General features: G+C 41.8%; 17 protein-coding genes. 9 read left to right on the top strand and 8 right to left on the bottom strand.

Annotated elements, in window-relative coordinates; genetic code table 11:
• The first annotated feature begins 12 nt into the window (after positions 1 to 12).
• From H5114_RS09110 to H5114_RS09100, 3 genes are all read left to right on the top strand, one after another.
• Positions 13 to 1,752, top strand: a complete 1,740-nt coding sequence (locus H5114_RS09110; protein ID WP_182722765.1) for a lysophospholipid acyltransferase family protein — start codon at positions 13 to 15, stop codon at positions 1,750 to 1,752.
• Positions 1,753 to 1,856: 104 nt separating this feature from the next.
• The gene (locus H5114_RS09105; RefSeq protein WP_182697138.1) at positions 1,857 to 2,315 is read left to right on the top strand and encodes a CBS domain-containing protein; all 459 of its coding nucleotides are present in this window, start codon (positions 1,857 to 1,859) and stop codon (positions 2,313 to 2,315) included.
• 372 nt (positions 2,316 to 2,687) lie between these two features.
• Entirely contained in the window at positions 2,688 to 3,032 is a 345-nt protein-coding gene (locus H5114_RS09100) for a hypothetical protein (protein WP_124015859.1), read from the top strand.
• Between the two features lie 46 nt (positions 3,033 to 3,078).
• On the opposite strand, the gene H5114_RS09095 is transcribed toward H5114_RS09100, so the two are convergent.
• A complete protein-coding gene (locus H5114_RS09095; protein WP_182722764.1) occupies positions 3,079 to 4,185 on the bottom strand; it encodes an energy transducer TonB in 1,107 nt (368 codons plus the stop codon).
• Between the two features lie 252 nt (positions 4,186 to 4,437).
• On the opposite strand from H5114_RS09095, the gene H5114_RS09090 reads away from it, so the two are divergent.
• The 4 genes from H5114_RS09090 to H5114_RS09075 are packed head-to-tail and all read left to right on the top strand — an operon-like array spanning position 4,438 to position 6,725.
• Positions 4,438 to 5,175, top strand: coding sequence for a DUF1538 domain-containing protein (locus H5114_RS09090; protein WP_182722763.1), 738 nt, complete (start codon positions 4,438 to 4,440; stop codon positions 5,173 to 5,175).
• A 45-nt stretch (positions 5,176 to 5,220) separates the two neighbouring features.
• Positions 5,221 to 5,973 (top strand): DUF1538 domain-containing protein, encoded by a 753-nt coding sequence (locus H5114_RS09085; RefSeq protein ID WP_182722832.1) that lies wholly within the window; start codon positions 5,221 to 5,223, stop codon positions 5,971 to 5,973.
• Positions 5,974 to 5,976: 3 nt separating this feature from the next.
• Positions 5,977 to 6,327: a P-II family nitrogen regulator gene (locus H5114_RS09080; RefSeq protein WP_124015856.1), complete on the top strand. Its 351-nt coding sequence runs from the start codon at positions 5,977 to 5,979 to the stop codon at positions 6,325 to 6,327.
• A complete protein-coding gene (locus tag H5114_RS09075; RefSeq protein WP_182722762.1) occupies positions 6,324 to 6,725 on the top strand; it encodes a CBS domain-containing protein in 402 nt (133 codons plus the stop codon). Before H5114_RS09080 ends, H5114_RS09075 begins: the two co-directional genes overlap by 4 nt.
• A gap of 66 nt (positions 6,726 to 6,791) precedes the next feature.
• Here H5114_RS09075 and H5114_RS09070 read toward each other — a convergent pair whose 3' ends face one another.
• From H5114_RS09070 to ppsA, 6 genes are all read right to left on the bottom strand, one after another.
• Entirely contained in the window at positions 6,792 to 7,196 is a 405-nt protein-coding gene (locus H5114_RS09070) for an NUDIX hydrolase (RefSeq protein ID WP_182722761.1), read from the bottom strand.
• Between the two features lie 13 nt (positions 7,197 to 7,209).
• Entirely contained in the window at positions 7,210 to 7,377 is a 168-nt protein-coding gene (locus H5114_RS09065; protein WP_182722760.1) for a hypothetical protein, read from the bottom strand.
• A gap of 46 nt (positions 7,378 to 7,423) precedes the next feature.
• A complete protein-coding gene (locus H5114_RS09060) occupies positions 7,424 to 7,843 on the bottom strand; it encodes a MarR family winged helix-turn-helix transcriptional regulator (RefSeq protein ID WP_124015853.1) in 420 nt (139 codons plus the stop codon).
• 120 nt (positions 7,844 to 7,963) lie between these two features.
• Positions 7,964 to 8,413 carry a DUF1285 domain-containing protein gene (locus H5114_RS09055; protein WP_182722759.1) on the bottom strand — a complete coding sequence of 150 codons (450 nt, stop codon included), beginning with the start codon at positions 8,411 to 8,413 and terminating at the stop codon, positions 7,964 to 7,966.
• Positions 8,414 to 8,426: 13 nt separating this feature from the next.
• The gene (locus H5114_RS09050) at positions 8,427 to 11,474 is read right to left on the bottom strand and encodes an FAD-binding and (Fe-S)-binding domain-containing protein (protein ID WP_182722831.1); all 3,048 of its coding nucleotides are present in this window, start codon (positions 11,472 to 11,474) and stop codon (positions 8,427 to 8,429) included.
• A 130-nt stretch (positions 11,475 to 11,604) separates the two neighbouring features.
• The gene (ppsA, locus tag H5114_RS09045) at positions 11,605 to 13,974 is read right to left on the bottom strand and encodes a phosphoenolpyruvate synthase (RefSeq protein ID WP_124016001.1); all 2,370 of its coding nucleotides are present in this window, start codon (positions 13,972 to 13,974) and stop codon (positions 11,605 to 11,607) included.
• 126 nt (positions 13,975 to 14,100) lie between these two features.
• On the opposite strand from ppsA, the gene H5114_RS09040 reads away from it, so the two are divergent.
• Both H5114_RS09040 and H5114_RS09035 read left to right on the top strand, forming a co-directional pair.
• Positions 14,101 to 14,913, top strand: coding sequence for a pyruvate, water dikinase regulatory protein (locus H5114_RS09040; RefSeq protein ID WP_124015851.1), 813 nt, complete (start codon positions 14,101 to 14,103; stop codon positions 14,911 to 14,913).
• A 194-nt stretch (positions 14,914 to 15,107) separates the two neighbouring features.
• Positions 15,108 to 16,172, top strand: coding sequence for a 3-deoxy-7-phosphoheptulonate synthase (locus H5114_RS09035; protein ID WP_124015850.1), 1,065 nt, complete (start codon positions 15,108 to 15,110; stop codon positions 16,170 to 16,172).
• A 91-nt stretch (positions 16,173 to 16,263) separates the two neighbouring features.
• Here H5114_RS09035 and H5114_RS09030 read toward each other — a convergent pair whose 3' ends face one another.
• On the bottom strand, positions 16,264 to 17,487 hold the full coding sequence (locus tag H5114_RS09030; protein WP_182722758.1) for an HD-GYP domain-containing protein: 1,224 nt from the start codon (positions 17,485 to 17,487) through the stop codon (positions 16,264 to 16,266).
• Positions 17,488 to 17,813: the final 326 nt, after the last annotated feature.

Here is a 17,813-nt window from a genome sequence, read left to right as displayed (position 1 = left end):
TAAGGCTAAAATATGATATTTTCTGTCGATAATGTAGTAGAAAAAAACCTGCCTAATGTGCATAACAAGCCTTGGTTAGCCGTGCCAACAAGAGCAATGTTGCGCTATTTACTGCATGAAAAGCAGTGTAACGACATGGCCAATGAACACGCGCATTTATCCGGCGTCGATTTTGTTGAACAAATTCTTGCATGTTTAAATTTCAGTTACAGTGTACCTAATAACGAAATTGAAAATATTCCTATCGAAGGTCGTGTGGTGATCTATGCTAATCACCCTATTGGTTCGTTAGACGCATTAGCGTTAATCAAATTAATTAGCCAAGTTAGACCAGACATAAAAGTCGTTGCCAATGAATTACTCATGGCCATTAAGCCACTGCATTCAATTTTATTGCCAGTACGCAATATGACTGGCGGTACGCCGAAACAACACTTAAATGAAATCCATCATCACCTTAACAACGAAGGTGCGGTATTAATTTTCCCCTCAGGTGAAGTATCACGCTTGCGCCCTACAGGCGTAACAGACTTACATTGGCACAGTGGTTTTTTGAAAATGGCCCGCGCGTGTAATGCACCGCTTTTACCTATATTTGTTGATGCAAAAAACTCAGCCACATTTTATGGTGCATCAATGATCTACAAACCATTAGCCACCTTGCTGCTGGTTAAAGAAATGTTTAAGCAGATGGACCATGTGATGCCGGTGAGAATTGGTCAATTAATTGCCAAGGAAGTGGTCGGCAGCCAAGACTTCCCCCTTAAAACCAAAGTAAAACTGCTTAAAAATCATTTATACCGCATTGGTAAAAATCGCAGCCCATTATTTATAACTCAGAATGCCATTGCCCATCCAGAAAAACGCAGTGAGCTTCAACAAGCGCTACAACAATGTGAATTACTGGGGCAGACCCAAGACAACAAACAAATCTATTTATACAAGCATAGTCAAAGCAGTGCGATTATGCGTGAGATTGGCAGGCTTCGTGAAATTGCATTTAGAGCGGTGGGCGAAGGTACAGGTAAGCGACGTGATACCGACAAATATGATAATCATTATTATCATTTAGTGTTATGGGACAAGGATGAGTTAGAGATTGTTGGCTCTTACCGTTTTGCCAGTGCCAAAATGCTACATGAAACCATTGGTAAAAACAGCCTCTATAGTCAGTCATTATTTGAATACCACGATGCGTTTACTCCCTATTTTGACCAAGGACTCGAGCTAGGACGCAGTTTTGTGCAACCTAAATATTGGGGGCGTCGTAGCTTAGAATATTTATGGCAAGGTATTGGGGCATTTTTAATTAACAATCCCCAGTATCGCTACCTCTTTGGTCCGGTATCATTAAGCGACAATTTACCCGTACAAGCCAAAGAAATGTTGGTGTTTTTTTATAAACATCAATTTGCTACCCAAGATGTTTTAGCCAGCTCATTTAATTCATATCAATTCACTGACGAACGTCAGCATCAATTACACCAGCTATTTAATGGCAGTGACTATGCTGAAAACTTTAAAATACTCAAACGGACACTTGCAAATATGGCTGTATCAGTACCGACACTATTTAAGCAATATGGTGAACTGTGTGATAACCAAGGTGTTCAGTTTTTAGACTTTGGTATTGATGCAGAGTTTGGTGACTGTATCGATGGTTTAGTGTTAGTCGATATCCATCAATTAAAACCGATTAAATATCAAAAATATTTAGCGGGGCATTTACCCGAAAACAAAATTGCATCGTGAGCCAATCGCGCACTAACCTGAGTAAGCAACTGTCATTGGCCGTTAAATGATTGTTACACTGATATTTATCTGATATAAAAGAATAAATATGTGGAGAATCGCTTATGACAACTTCTACCGAAATGCTGACAGAGACATTATCAGATAGCACGACTAACCGTATCAGTGTCTCGGACATCATGACAACTCGAGTGGTTACCATAGAAATGGATGATCGCCTGGTACTTGCCAAAGAAATTTTTGACAATGTCAGCTTTCACCATTTGCTCGTGGTTGATAACGAGAAATTGAGTGGCATATTGTCTCATCGGGACTTTTTACGGGCGCTTAGTCCTAATATTGGTACTGCAGCTGAACTCATTCGAGACACAGAAACCCTGCAAAAAAGGGTTCATCAAGTCATGACTCACAACCCGATCACTATTGCCCCTCATTGCGATATTAACCAAGCAACTAAAATGATTCTAGACAATGATATAGGCTGCTTACCAGTTTTAGAAAACAACATCATTGTCGGTATTATTACTTGGAAAGATCTATTAAATGCCTATTGCGTTCGATAAATTCTGATGACCATCTCGATGAAGCGATGGCTAATATTAGCAATCAACGTCATAGCAAAATCTAATTAACCCTCCAGATATACTACTCGTAATGCTGCTGTTTGAATTATGCTTGTCGTCGCTTTTTTACCCGCTAACTTAATTGCTTATTGTGCCACTCCCGGCACGCTTAATTCATCATAGATAGCTAATATTAGAGTGTACATAAAACCCATTTTTGCAACCGAATCTGTAAAAAATAAATATTATTAAGCTGGCCAACTAGATAGCTACATTTCGTAAATTGTTCATATTTATATGCTGGAAAATGTCACATTACTCTGCTTTTATTGTACACAGGGCTCGCGAGTATCATGTGATAAGGACGGCATTATGATTAAGTTTACTTACCATCTCAATCAAGACAATATTGAGCTACAAGCAAGTAATTGGTGTGGACTAGAGCGGGTATTTATTAACGGCAAAGTCGTGTCACGAAAATTCAACTTTGGCCTACAAAGTATGCATGACGTGCTGCTTAATAATGGTAAAAAATGCCGATTCCAATTAATTGTTGATCCACAGACAGAATTAGTCTCGTGCCGTATTTATAAACAAAACCAACTCGTTACTATTTTAAAGCAAGGCAAAAAACAGCTACAAAAAAGCCAGTTTCTGATTGAAACTAGCTTTGTTGTCTTGTGCATTGCCATGTTGAGCGTGTATTGGCTGAGTTAACTAAACATATCTAATGGGATTAGTATAAAACCAGCTGATTGAGCTATTAACCTATAGTGAACTCAAGCTGGACAGTAGACTTTGCTTCTGTTGGCTTGCCATCAACAAATTTAGGTGCATAACGCCACTGGCTAAGTGCTTCTATCGATTCTTTTTCAAACTGGACACCACCTTTAGAGTCAATAATCTCCGGCGATTTAACAAAGCCATTTGCATCAACCGTAAACTCAACTTTCACCCAACCAGATTTTCTTCTTTGGGCATATGATTGAGGGTAATTAGGTGGTTTTCTAAATAACGGGGTTTGTTCTTGTTGGTCATTCCATGGAGTCATTTTACCAATTGCAACGCAATGCTCAGTAGCTTTATCGCCAAGGCCTTTTTGTTCATACAGTTTCACTAACAAGGCATGCGCACGAAGCTCATAGGGATGACTATAAGGCAATGCCTGATATTGTTTGATAACTTCAACTAAATTGTCGATAGCTTGAGTTGGCTTACCCATAGCTTCATATAACGCACCAGCTAGGTAAGTAGCATCAACTCGTTTTATGGCATCTTCTGGTAATTTACGGCTATAAATATCATAAGCATCAAACGCAAAATCTCTCACTTTACGAGTATAATACTCGGTGCGTGATAAGCGATGAAACGCGATGAGTTTCACTTCGGCAACCGTCAACTGATTGTCAGCTTTATCAGCAATCTCAATTGCTTCAAATAATAACGTTTTCGCGTATTTATCATCTGTTGTCGATTCAGCTAACCCAACCAAAGGATCAATTAACTCGATGCCATTATCCGTCACGTTTTCTCGGTATACGGCTAATGCAGATGTAAATAATTGATGCGCCTTAAGTGTCGCTTCATCTTCAATAACACGACCCTGATTGTTGTTCTTTGGTTCAACCATTAACGCATTTGCATAATTGATGGCTAACTTAGCGCTATCAAAGCTATCTTGACCAAACTTGATTTGGCCTAACTCATAGGCTTGTTGCGCATATTTCAGCGTATCTTGGTTATTGTGGCTTTCAAGAGAAACATTGTATTGCTGGTAAGCTTGAGAAAAGCTGTCTATGTCGGCAGGTTCTGCATAAGCAAACTGACTCACAAACGCCGCGGCTATTGATATACGTAAAAGTGTTTTCATTACTGTCTAAATCCTTTTTATTTTTTATCCTTGGCCCTTTGTTATTCTTTGCACAATGTGAGCCATTATCGATATCGTAAACAGTTTGGATCATTTTTATGACTCACGTCAACTTAATGAAAACTTTTGTAAACAATATGTTGTTTAATCTCTCTTAATTGGCAAACTGAATGACGCCGCCTACGATGGTATAGGCCCATATAATAACACCGGCACCAATGATAATAATGACCAAAAACTACAGGAGCCAAGATGTCAGCCATCATGAAATTGCTCCACGCCATGCTAAGCAGTTTTAAAGATCTTATTCCGATTATCTTAGTGGTCAGTTTTTTTGAACTATTTGTACTTCATCAAGCACCGGCAGAACTTGGCTCTATTCTTGTGGGGATAGTGTTTGTTGTATTAGGCTTGACCTTTTTTGTCTTTGGTTTAGAAATGGGCTTATTTCCTATAGGCGAATCACTTGCAGAAGCCCTGGCCCGAAAAGGCAGTGTATTTTGGTTAATTATTTTCTCTTTCTCATTAGGTTTTGGGACCACATTAGCAGAGCCAGCACTGACTGCCGTGGCAAACGAAGCCGCACAGGTTGCCTCTGACGCTGGCGCCATAGAATCCAATGAACAAGCAATGAGCTCATATTCCATGGGATTAAGGTTAACTGTTGCCGTTTCGGTTGGGCTCGCGATATTACTGGGGGTGATCCGTATCCTTAAAGGTTGGCCAATTCATTACCTTATTATTGGCGGTTACGTATTGGTGATGATCCTTACCAGCTTTGCTCCAGCTAATATCATAGGTATTGCTTACGACTCTGGCGGCGTCACTACATCGACCATTACGGTTCCGTTAGTCACCGCTCTGGGCGTTGGCTTAGCCAGCGTCATTAAAGGCCGTAATCCGATGATTGATGGCTTTGGTTTGATTGCTTTTGCCAGCCTTAGTCCGATGATTTTTGTATTGCTGTACGGCATGGTATTTTTAAATTAAGTCGTATCATCAAAAGAAGAAGGCGTACATTTGTTTAATGAACTGATGTCCACTCTGTTACTGACTGCTCGCGATGTGATCCCCATTGCGGTGATTTTGTTTGGCTTTCAATTAGGCGTACTAAAACGTCCCGTTAGCCAATGGCGCAAAGTACTACTCGGCTTTGTGTATGTCATTATTGGGCTAACATTTTTCTTAGTAGGCTTACAACTTGCGCTATTCCCTATTGGTGAAAGCATGGCCAATCAACTCACCACCAGCGCATTTTTACATCCTGACGGTAATAATACGCCGTTCATTTGGCAAGACTATTTTTGGGTGTATGTATTTGCTGCTGCAATAGGTTTTAGTACCACAATTGCTGAACCCTCACTCATTGCTGTGGCCATTAAAGCTAACCAAGTGTCCGGTGGCACCATAGGCATTCAAGGTTTGCGAATGTCAGTGGCACTTGGAGTCGCTATTGGCATCACTTTAGGCTGTTTTCGCATTGTGGTTGGCGACCCCATTCATTACTACATTATGGCCGGCTACGTGGTGGTGGTGATCCAAACATTTTACGCCCCTAAAATGATTGTGCCATTAGCCTATGACTCCGGAGGCGTAACAACCTCTACTGTGACTGTTCCGCTTGTCGCCGCATTAGGCCTTGGGCTTGCTACTAATGTTGAAGGGCGTAATCCATTGATTGATGGGTTTGGTTTAATCGCCTTTGCCAGCTTATTTCCGATGATCACTGTGATGGGCTATGCCCAAGTGGTTGATTACTTATCAAAACGAAAAGCCATTAAGGAGTAACCTATGCGCTTTAAATTAATTGTCGCCTTTGTCGATGATGACTGTACCGACAAGGTACTCGATGCAGCGCGTATCGCTGGCGCAACTGGCGCTACGGTAATTAATCATGCCCGAGGTGAAGGATTAGAAAAAAAGAAAACCTTTATGGGACTGACCTTAGATGTGCAGCGGGATGTGATCTTATGGCTGGTAGAAGAACACATGAGTCGGCATATTCTAGAAACTATTGCAAAAGTAGGTGAATTTGACACCAATTCTGGTAAAGGTATTGCGATTCAAATTGATGTTGAAGACGCCGTTGGTGTGGCGCATCAAGTTGAAAAGCTAAGTAAAGACATTGAGGATCAAATATGAGTAGCACAATCCAGACCCGCAATCGCGATGTGATGAATAACCATTACGCTATGATCGATGGAATGCATACGGTAGCAGAAGCCATTGAAGTTGCCGTCAGTAAAAAAGTGAACATTTTAGTGGTCAATAAGCGCAATGAACATGACGAATATGGCATGGTATTAATGAGTGATATTGCCCGAAAAGTTTTAGCCAGGGACAAATCACCTGAGCGCACCAACATTTATGAAATCATGATTAAACCGGTATTTGCTGTTTCTGCAGACATGGATGTGCGCTATACCGCACGCTTATTTGAACGTTTCAATATAAACAAAGCCCCAGTAATTGAATCTGGTAATATTTTAGGCTTTGTCGCTTACGATGACATAGTATTAAAAGGAATGCTCAACCCATAATCTTATGCCAATGTATTGTTAATTGATTGACGATAAAGATAACCACTGTTGTGAGCCCTAGCGGTATTAGAAGGCAGCACTTGTCACCACACCACTAAAAGCTAAACACTCATTGATTCGCTGTTGTTGCACTGCAGATAGATCGGCAACAGCGAAATAAGCATATTCACTGTGTTCATCACTTAAGATAATTTGAGCCGACTCAGGTAGCTGGCAACGAAAGATAAACGCTTGAGATTGATAAGCACTGTGAAAGTACACCCCAGAGAGATAATTTATCGTCACAGCATGACCCAGCTCTTCAATACATTCTCGCTGCAGCGCCTGATGTATGGTTTCATTAGGATCAAGCCCACCACCAGGCAGACCCCAATGTTTATTACCATAATTGGCTTTTAACAACAGCACTTGTCCATCGTCATTGGTGATCACCGCATGGGAACTGAGTCTAAATAAATCGTTAAAAGCCATGATGGTTTTCTCATTAGAAATAGATATGGTTACTGGCTAACTTCCATTCAATAAATGAATAAATGAATAAATGATCATCGCGATAAATGATGTACAAAAATGCGGGGGGCTGCAAAATACCTTGGTTGATCCTTGTTGCTCGCCATTTAGCTATTGCAGGATAGAAACTGGCAAGCTTCATTTTGTCTCGGTGAAGCCCTATGGTCTTAGTAACCAAAAACAATATGTTATTGGTTAAATTTATTCACTTTATTCAACAAACGCATAAACTCGTGCTGCTCAGAATCTGTCAGCGCTTCTAAAAATCGTTCATTAACCCACGCAGCCTCGTGAAGTAAATCTTGTTGCAACGCTTTACCGTTGTCGGTTAGAAATATTTGAAATGCACGGCGGTTGTCCGCTTCTTGATGACGGGTAATAAACCCCTGAACTTGCAGATGGTCGAGCAGACGGGTCATGGTGTAATTGGCCACATCACAACGTTTAGAAAGCTCAGTTTGGCTTAAGCCCTCTTCTTGCCACAAGGTAAACAATACCGGCCAAAGTTTACTGTCTAAATCGTAGCGCTTTAAGCGCGTATCGATTTCTTGCTGCAAAGCAATATTCAGATGAGAAATCAGGTAACTTAAACTTTCAAAGCGTTTCAAATGAAACCTCCTACATCGTCAGTGGGATGTATTGGCCCTATTACCATATTGGCCTATACAGCAGCTAACCACACTTGAACATGTTTACATTACCATCTCTATACGTTAAAAAAAGCGCTTTTAGTCAAAAGATAAATATTCATTAATATAACGATAGTAGCAGGCTCGATTCAATTGCCCGACCAAACCGCGAACTAATGGTACATATATACCATCATCGGTGACTATGATATCAGCACGATCAACAACGGAATGCTGTTTACCTATGCTATTGGTAAATATCAGCTTAATACTGTCATTAACATCAACAGAATTAGCTTGATAGTCCACCAGTAGTAAAGGATATGCCTCAACAGAGACTCTCACCTTCTCCACCGGAGTCATTAAGAAATACTCGCCATCGATACAATGTAAAATACTGCTGAATAAAGCCGCAAATTTTGCGGGCAACGGACTGTCTAAATATAACCAATCGCCATTAGCTTGGATGTGAAACAGTGCATCATCATTGCACAGCGCCACTCCATCAGGCTGGGTGAACGAAGCTAATGCTGCTGTTTCATCTGCCATTATGCTGATACCTTTATGCCATTAACTTGAGCAAGGCTTCAATTGGGTGCTGAGGTTTAAAGCCTGTAAAGCGCTTAACTTGGCTACGACAAGAATAGCCCGACACCAAAACTTGACTTTGTTCAGCTATTTTTTCAATGCTAGGTTGCCAAGACATTTCAAACAGTTTTTCAGAGCGTTCAAGGTTTTCAAGTTCATGGCCATAGGTGCCAGCCATCCCACAACAGCCTAAATTAACACTGCTCAAGTTTGCGCCAAAATGACTAAAAATGGCTTTCCATTCATTAGCGGTATTAGGCTTTGCGGTAGATTCTGTACAATGACTAAACCAGGTATATTGTGGCGCATCATTGGCTAACGTTGTCGCTTCTTTTCGATTTGCAACAACATCCATTAACCATTCATTGGCTAATAGCACCTCAAAGGGACCACGGCGCATGCCGAGGGCTTCTTTATACTCATCGCGATAACACAATACCAAAGCAGGGTCTAAGCCGACCATCGGCATACCAAGGGCATGTACACGGTTTAAGAAATCAGCACTGTTTTGCGCTGTTTTGGCAAACTTGTCTAAAAAGCCTTTTATATGGGTCGGTTTACCATTGGGTTTAAATGGCAGTAAAACCGGCTTAAAGCCGAGCTTTTCGATTAATTGAATAAAGCGATAAACTAAGTCAGCATCATAAAAGCTGTTAAACGGGTCTTGTACAACTAGCACATACTGATTGCGCTGGTCTTCTGGGATGGTGTACAAAGAATCCAAATCATAACCACGACTAGAATGCCCGTCTAAACGCTGTTTAAGTGTCGGCACAGATAGTTTGGGGGCATCGACATACCCAATCGCTTTTTTAATCACCCATTTACTCAACGGATTTTGCGAAGCTAAATTAGTCAATTTAGGCATAGCAGCCATTAACGGCAATGAATCTTCGATTCCTGCAACCAGATAATCTTTAGCCGGACGCAAATAACGTTTGTAGTAAATATTGAAAAACTGCGCCCTAAACTTTGGTACATCGACCTTAACCGGACACTGACCTGAACAAGCTTTACAGGCTAAACAGCCTTTAAGAGATTCCATGACTTCGTGCGAGTAGTCATAATCACGTTGGTTATTTAAGGTATTTTGAGTACGTTGCATCCACCCAAGTGGCTTCGACTTTGCCAGCGCGTCAACATCAACACCTTCAGCTTCAAGCAAACGTAACCATTCACGCATTAACCCGGCACGCCCTTTTGGTGATTGTACTCGATCACCAGTGACCTTAAACGACGGACACATAGGCGAATAGCTGCTGTAGTTAAAACACAATCCATTACCATTACAGTTCATCACGTCAGGAAAAGCATTACGCACTTGCACTGGGATTTGTCTATCGAAACTGCCACGTTTGGCACTGTCAACATTAAACAGTAGTGGGCCAGATTGAGGTGGCGCGACTAATTTACCAGGGTTTAAGCGATTGTCAGGGTCAAATAATCCTTTAATCTGTTCAAGTACTCCGTAGAGTTCTTCGCCAAACACCGCGGGGCCATATTCACCGCGAACCCCTTTGCCGTGTTCGCCCCACATTAAACCGCCATATTTTAGCGTTAATGCAGCCACTTGATCAGATATCACTTTGAGTAATTGTTCATCGGCGACATCGCACATATCAAGCGCCGGACGCACATGAAGTACGCCTGCATCGACATGACCAAACATGCCGTACTGCAAGTTATGGCTATCAAGCAGTGCGCGAAACTCCATAATATAGTCGGCTAAGTGTTCTGGTGGCACCGCGGTATCTTCAGCAAAGGCTAGCGGCTTACGGGTGCCTTTGGTGGCACCTAATAAGCCAACGGCCTTTTTACGCATGGCATAAATACTGTCAATATCACTTCTGTCGGTAATGATTTGAAAACCGACTAAACCAAACTGAGGTTGACTGAGTTGTCCGCTGAGCATTTCTTCTAACAGGGCAACTTTATGTTTAACTTCATCATCTTCACCAGCAAATTCAACCATGTTAAGACCTTCGATGATCTTATTCGGTACGGCTTTAATGTGATCGGCCACCGAGTGCCAAATAATGTCTTCGCGAGCAAGGTTAAGTACCTTGGAATCAACAGTCTCAACAACTGTGGCACTGGCCTTAACTAATGATGGGGCATGACGTAACGCTGACTCAAAGGAGTCATACTTAATATTCACCATCCTGCGCGTTTTCGGTAATGGCGTTAGATTCAGCTTGGTTTCGGTGATCACCGCCAGCGTCCCTTCGGAGCCAGCTAAAATGCGCGATAAATCAAACTGGCTTAGGTCGTCATTCCACACGTGCTTTAAATCATAACCAGTTAAAAATCGGTTCAATTTAGGGAAACGTTCAATAATGGTGTCACGTTTTTGTAAGCATAAATCTGCTACTTGGCTAGCAATGGCATTGCCAAGTTGATTAGCAGCAAAAGGGTGTTGATCAACTTTGTCATGATCTATCGGCGTAGTAGTGAGTACACTGCCATCAATGAGAATACTGGTCAGTCCTAACACATGATCCGATGTTTTACCGTAAACCAGTGACCCCGCACCAGAGGCATCGGTGTTAACCATGCCGCCAACTGTCGCGCGGTTTGACGTAGATAAATCTGGACTAAAAAAGAAGCCGTGCGGGCGCAAAGCATCATTTAACGCATCTTTAACCACACCTGCTTGTACCCTAGCCCAACCCTCTTTGACATTAATCTCGAGTACTTGGTTCATGTGCCGCGACACATCTAAAATCAAGCCGTGGGTTAATGACTGGCCATTAGTTCCCGTTCCACCGCCGCGCGCACTGAAAGTCACAGCTTTGTATTGAGGTTGCGCCGCTAACGATAATACCAACTCGACATCTTGTTGATGTAAAGGATAAATCACCGCTTGTGGCAAAAATTGATACACAGAATTATCGGTTGCCTGAATAAGCCGCGCACTGTAGCGCTTGTCTATTTCACCTTCAAACTCGCTTTGCTCCAGCGCGTCAAGATACTCAAGATAGATAGGTTCTAATGTTTGTTTATGTGATAGTAAAGGTAACATAGAGGACTTATTATTTATTGGCATATTGCAGCCATTATAAACAAAAAAAAGCCGCTAAAAAGCGGCTTTTCTAACAACTTGATAAAATTGCATGTTAGGCAGACAATCCACCAGCAATTTTTAGCATAATTTAGCCATGAGCTTCAGCTAAATATAACCAAGTATCGATAACGGTATCAGGATTAAGCGATACAGAATCAATACCTTGCTCAACTAACCATGCAGCAAAATCAGAATGGTCTGAAGGACCTTGACCACAAATACCGACGTAAGCACCTTTCGCTTTAGCCGCTTTAATCGCCATGGCTAATAATGCTTTAACCGCATCATTACGCTCATCAAACAAGTGACTGATGATTCCTGAGTCACGATCAAGCCCTAATGTTAACTGAGTTAAATCGTTTGAACCAATAGAAAAACCATCAAAATGCTCAAGGAACTGGTCAGCTAGCAAGGCGTTTGAAGGTAGTTCACACATCATGATAACGCGTAAGCCATCTTTACCGCGCTCTAAGCCTTGTTCTTTTAGTAACTCAATAACTTGAGATGCTTCGTTTACGGTACGCACAAACGGGATCATCACTTCAACATTGGTTAAGCCCATTTGATTACGAACACGTTTAATCGCTTCACATTCGAGCGCGAAACAATCGCGGAATGATTCAGAAATATAACGGCTCGCACCACGGAAGCCCAACATTGGATTTTCTTCATCTGGCTCGTAACGATCACCACCGACTAAGTTTGCATACTCGTTAGACTTAAAGTCTGACATACGTACGATAACTTTCTTCGGATAAAAAGCCGATGCGATAGTCGCGATACCTTCAACTAGACGCGCAACATAAAACTCAACTGGCGAGTCATACCCAGCGATCATTTCATTAATTTCGGTCTGTAGCTCAGCAGTTTGGCCATTGAAGTCAAGCAATGCTTTAGGATGAATACCAATCATGCGGTTAATGATAAACTCTAAACGCGCTAAACCCACACCTTCGTTAGGTAAACGAGCAAAGTCAAATGCACGATCAGGGTTACCCACGTTCATCATAATTTTCATTGGTAAAGGCGGTAAGGTATCAACACGGTTAGTGACGATTTCAAACTCTTGTTTACCCGAGAAAATTAAGCCAGTATCACCTTCAGCACAAGATACGGTAACTATGTCGCCAGTCTTAATGCGGTCAGTCACATCACCACAACCTACAACAGCAGGAACACCTAGTTCACGTGCAATAATCGCAGCATGGCAAGTACGGCCACCACGGTTGGTTACAATCGCACTAGCACGTTTCATGATAGGTTCCCAATCTGGGTCTGTCATGTCAGTCACTAACACATCACCTGGCTCAATTTGATCCATCTGGTCAATAGAGGTTAATACCTTGGCGACACCAGTACCAATCTTATGGCCAATAGCACGACCTTCACAGATCACCTCGCCTTTGGTTTTTAAGTGATAACGTTCAATTAACTGCACATCTTCACGGCTACGAACGGTTTCTGGACGAGCTTGGACAATATATAACTTTCCGTCGTTACCGTCTTTGGCCCATTCGATATCCATTGCACGACCATAATGCTTTTCAATCACCATGGCTTGCTTAGCAAGCTCCATGACTTCTTCATCATTAATCGAGAATACACGACGTTGCTCTGCAGCAACGTCTTCAATTTTAACTTGCTTACCATGGCCGGCATCATCAGAGTAAACCATCTGAATCAACTTACTGCCGATGTTACGACGCACAACAGCCTGATGGCCTTGCGCTAAAATAGGTTTGTGCACATAGAATTCATCAGGGTTAACAGCACCTTGTACAACCATTTCACCTAAACCAAAAGATGAAGTGATAAATACAACGTCATTATTACCTGACTCAGTGTCCATAGTGAACATCACCCCAGATGCGGCTTTGTCTGAACGGACCATACGTTGTACGCCAGCAGATAAAGCGACACCTTGATGTTCATAACCTTGGTGGACACGGTAAGAAATTGCACGGTCGTTAAACAGTGATGCGTATACATGCTTAATTGCCAGCATGACAGCATCGAACCCTTTAACGTTGAGGAAGGTTTCTTGTTGACCAGCAAAAGATGCATCAGGCATATCTTCAGCAGTGGCTGAAGAACGCACAGCAAATGATGCTTCTTTCGTTTCGCTCGACAATTGCTCGTAAGCTTCGCGAATCGCGTCTTCTAATGCGGGTTGAAATGGGGTTTCAATAACCCATTGTCTAATCTGGGCACCTACTTTTGCCAGTTCATTGACATCATCAACATCCAATGTCGCCAGAATGTCAAAAATTTTCTGGTTAACTCCACTTTGTTCAAGGAACTCATTGAACGCATGAGAGGTCGTTGCAAAACCGCCAGGAACTTGAACCCCTGCATTAGCCAGATTGCTGATCATCTCACCAAGGGATGCGTTTTTACCGCCAACCTTGTTTACATCACCCATGCCTAATTCTTGATACCAGAGTACGTATTGCTGCACAGTTTTATCTCCGCAAGTTTTTATTTCAGTGGCCACTTCACACGAGGGCAATAGCATCTTACACTCCCATACAACACGCGTAAATCTATAATTTTATTTGTAATTTTATTACTACAAGAGGTCAGAATGACACCAAAAGTATTCTACATTTCAGATGGGACCGCGATCACAGCTGAGGTTTTTGGGCATGCGGTGCTTTCGCAATTTCCCATAGAATTTGAAGCACTTACGATTCCGTTTGTGGAAACGATTCAGAAAGCACAAAAAGTGAAGCAACAAATAAATGATTGTTTTATTACAACAGGTGTAAGACCACTTGTGTTCCACTCAATCATTAATCCGGAAATCCGCAATGTGATTTTTTCAAGCGAATGTGTCGATTATGACTTTTTGAATACCTTTGTTGCGCCATTAGAACAACACTTGGGCGTGCAAGCTAAGCCTTTATTGCATCGAACTCATGGTAAAAGTAACCACGGTTACGAAACTCGTATAGATGCGATTAACTACACAATGGAAAACGACGATGGCCAAACCATGAAACACATGGATAAAGCCGATATCATTTTATTGGGCGTATCTCGCTGTGGTAAAACCCCCTCCAGTTTATATCTGTCGATGCAGTTTGGTATAAAGGCTGCAAACTACCCGTTTACTGAAGATGATATGGATAACCTTCAGCTACCTGAGGCATTAAAACGCAATAAATCAAAATTATTTGGCTTAACAATCGATCCACATCGTTTGCATGAAATTCGTCAAAGCCGAATGGAAAACAGCCGTTATTCATCATTAAGACAATGCAAGCTTGAAGTGAAAGAAGTGGAAATGATGTATAAAAAAGAACGTATCCCTTTTGTGAATACCACTAATCATTCGGTTGAAGAAATTGCCACAAAAATTATTGATATAACCGGTTTAGAACGTCATATGTTCTAATTTATAAACAATAAAAAACGCTGTAAATAGGCTTTCAAACCCAGACTGACTCGCTTAATTCGAGTAAGCCGTTTACAGCAATCTGTTTATTCAGCCAGAGAATCCGAGGCTAAGCCTCGCATCTTGAACTTCTTTGGGTATATAATCCCGAGTAATATGATGCTGATGCATCTCACGATTTCTCGGTAATATGCATGACAATTAAAACAGATGAACTACGAACTACCCTTTTAAGCAAAGTCATTTCACCCGCTCAACTGGCATCAGAATACCCTTTGACTCAAGATGCTGCAGACTATCTTGTTGCACAGCGCCGAGAAGTTGAAGCCATTATTGCCGGTGAAGACCAACGCTTATTAGTCATTATTGGCCCTTGTTCAATTCACGATACCAAAGCGGCACTTGAATATGCCGAGCGCTTATCGGCACTTCACCACGAACTAAAAGATGACTTATGCATTCTGATGCGGGTCTATTTTGAAAAGCCTCGCACTATTGTTGGCTGGAAGGGATTAATTTCGGATCCTGATTTAGACGGCAGCTTTAGCCCCAACAAAGGCTTGCGCTTGGCGCGTGAGCTATTGCAGCAGATCACCGAATTAAAACTGCCTATCGCCACTGAATTTTTAGACATGGTAAACGGTCAATATATTGCTGACTTAATCACTTGGGGCGCTATTGGCGCACGTACCACCGAAAGCCAAATTCACCGTGAAATGGCGTCTGCGTTGTCCTGTCCTGTGGGCTTTAAAAATGGTACCGACGGTAACATTAATATCGCTGTTGACGCCGTTCGCGCAGCCCAAGCTCCACATATTTTTTATTCTCCGGATAAAGATGGCGCCATGGCGGTATATCGTACTCACGGCAATCCATTTGGGCATATTATTTTACGTGGTGGGAAAACACCAAACTATTGTGCAGAGGACATTGAAGTGGCTCGCGCCCAACTTGAACAAGTGGGTGTAACTCAGCGTATGGTGGTTGACTTTAGCCACGGCAACAGTGAAAAACAGCATAAAAATCAGTTAAATGTTGCCGATAGCATCATAGCGCAACTGCGCAGTGGTAGCACAGCTATCGCCGGTATTATGGCTGAAAGCTTTATGATTGAAGGTAATCAAAAAGTCGTTAAAGGTGAACCTTTAGTTTATGGTCAAAGTATTACCGATGCCTGTTTACATTGGGCTGATTCAGAAAAACTGTTACGTGATTTAGCTCAAGCATCAAGAGAGCGTAAAGCCTTACTCGCACAATAAGCCCTTACTGATTTATTCGTTCTTGATGAACGTTTACCAATGCCAGTCATTTATGACTGGCATTGCCATTTATAGTCTTAAATCCATCCTATTACTCTTGTTCTAGTAAAGAGGCTTTAGACAATACGGCAAACTGTTCACTGATCATCACCAGGCTGTCGACTAACTCAGGGTCAAAATGTTTACCTTTACCTTCTAAAATAAGCGTCATCGCTTCTTCATGGCTAAACGGCCTCTTGTAACAGCGTGGTGATGTTAATGCGTCATATACATCAACCAGAGCCACTATTCTCGCAGACAAGGGAATGGCATCACCGATTAACCCCTTAGGATAGCCGCTGCCATCCCACTTTTCATGGTGAGCTCCGGCAATGTCGCGCCCCATCCGAATAAATGAACATTCTGGGGCATAGGCTAATAGACTATTCAGTACTTTTTCACCGATCACTGGATGCGCCTTAATTTGCTCGAACTCTTCTGCCGTTAAGCGTCCAGGTTTTAATAAGATATGATCGGCAATACCCACTTTACCTATATCATGCAAAATGGCTGAGAGGCTTATTTCTTGAATAAAAGCTTCGGTTAATTCTTGTGGAACATGCTCATCAGTTAATCGTTGTTTTGCCAGCATATTGGCATACTGCTGCATTCTGATTAAATGCGCCCCCGTTTCATTATCACGGTACTCAGCTAACTTAGCTAATCCCATCACAGTGGCTTTACGTGAGGCCAAAGTAGATGCTAACGAATGCGTTAATTTACCCAACAAATAAGATATAGACTGAGTCACAATGGCATTAGTCACTAAAAAGTTAATCGCTACCACATACCAGATCAAGGTCGAAAATCCACTCACATCAGGCCAATGAACTAGTTGGTATTGATAGGCTATACCGATTAGTAATAGCGATATCGCGTTGACAACTTGAGCCCATAGCGCCATTTTTTCGCCGAGCAAAATGCTGCACAGTGGAGGGAAAGCAAATAGCCAAAAAAAGCCCGCGCCAGAGGGGCCGATAGCAATGACAAAACCAATACCGATACCAAACGCAAGGTAACATCCTACGATAAATTTTTGCCTATCAGTAATGCGAGGATAAAACAAAATGAATAACAATATTCCATAAGCGAGAGTATCAAATATTGCCATGCCCCATAAGTTTTTAACGACGCACAAATAGACACTGGTGATGTAAACCGGAATACACAATAAAGCTAATATGCTAAATAATCGTTGAAAAATCACTCGACGCCATGCTGGTAATGAATCATCAAATCCATGAAGAATAAGCTGTGCGGTTAACCGAGAAGACATATTAATTCCTTTAAGGCGAGGTTGTGCTCACAGCATTGAGTTTTTTTAATATAGTAAATTGAATAGCTTAAAACGTTATCCAAGTGATAAAGGCAATATAGCAATTGTGTTATTTGCGCTTGTAAGTATTGTTGCAACACTGACAATACGCAAAAAATAGGATTAAAAATAATCCATAAAACCAATATTGAGTCCATATTCGATTATGATCGCCCTTCATTGGACTGACGATGATTGTTGATAGTGCCTTATTTGACCTTAATGATGCCCTTATATGATAATGAAGTACTTCTATTCATTCTCTGCAACAAAGAGTCACCTTCGTC

Source organism: Shewanella sp. SR43-8 (genome assembly GCF_014163775.1).
In the GTDB taxonomy this organism is placed as follows: Bacteria; Pseudomonadota; Gammaproteobacteria; order Enterobacterales; family Shewanellaceae; genus Shewanella; species Shewanella vesiculosa.
The sequence above is the reverse complement of the archived record's forward strand: the minus strand, read 5'-3'. Positions and strand labels throughout refer to the sequence as shown.

Bases quoted from the DNA above. Each gene is read 5' to 3' on its own strand.
- H5114_RS09070 (WP_182722761.1), bottom strand. From the start codon at position 7,196: ATGGCTTTTAACGATTTATTTAGACTCAGTTCCCATGCGGTGATCACC.
- H5114_RS09055 (WP_182722759.1), bottom strand. From the start codon at position 8,413: ATGGCAGATGAAACAGCAGCATTAGCTTCGTTCACCCAGCCTGATGGA.
- H5114_RS09090 (WP_182722763.1), top strand. From the start codon at position 4,438: ATGTCAGCCATCATGAAATTGCTCCACGCCATGCTAAGCAGTTTTAAA.
- H5114_RS09075 (WP_182722762.1), top strand. From the start codon at position 6,324: ATGAGTAGCACAATCCAGACCCGCAATCGCGATGTGATGAATAACCAT.
- H5114_RS09030 (WP_182722758.1), bottom strand. From the start codon at position 17,487: ATGTCTTCTCGGTTAACCGCACAGCTTATTCTTCATGGATTTGATGAT.
- H5114_RS09065 (WP_182722760.1), bottom strand. From the start codon at position 7,377: ATGAAGCTTGCCAGTTTCTATCCTGCAATAGCTAAATGGCGAGCAACA.
- H5114_RS09050 (WP_182722831.1), bottom strand. From the start codon at position 11,474: ATGTTACCTTTACTATCACATAAACAAACATTAGAACCTATCTATCTT.
- H5114_RS09035 (WP_124015850.1), top strand. From the start codon at position 15,108: ATGACAATTAAAACAGATGAACTACGAACTACCCTTTTAAGCAAAGTC.
- H5114_RS09080 (WP_124015856.1), top strand. From the start codon at position 5,977: ATGCGCTTTAAATTAATTGTCGCCTTTGTCGATGATGACTGTACCGAC.
- H5114_RS09110 (WP_182722765.1), top strand. From the start codon at position 13: ATGATATTTTCTGTCGATAATGTAGTAGAAAAAAACCTGCCTAATGTG.
- H5114_RS09100 (WP_124015859.1), top strand. From the start codon at position 2,688: ATGATTAAGTTTACTTACCATCTCAATCAAGACAATATTGAGCTACAA.
- H5114_RS09085 (WP_182722832.1), top strand. From the start codon at position 5,221: ATGTCCACTCTGTTACTGACTGCTCGCGATGTGATCCCCATTGCGGTG.
- H5114_RS09040 (WP_124015851.1), top strand. From the start codon at position 14,101: ATGACACCAAAAGTATTCTACATTTCAGATGGGACCGCGATCACAGCT.
- H5114_RS09105 (WP_182697138.1), top strand. From the start codon at position 1,857: ATGACAACTTCTACCGAAATGCTGACAGAGACATTATCAGATAGCACG.
- H5114_RS09095 (WP_182722764.1), bottom strand. From the start codon at position 4,185: ATGAAAACACTTTTACGTATATCAATAGCCGCGGCGTTTGTGAGTCAG.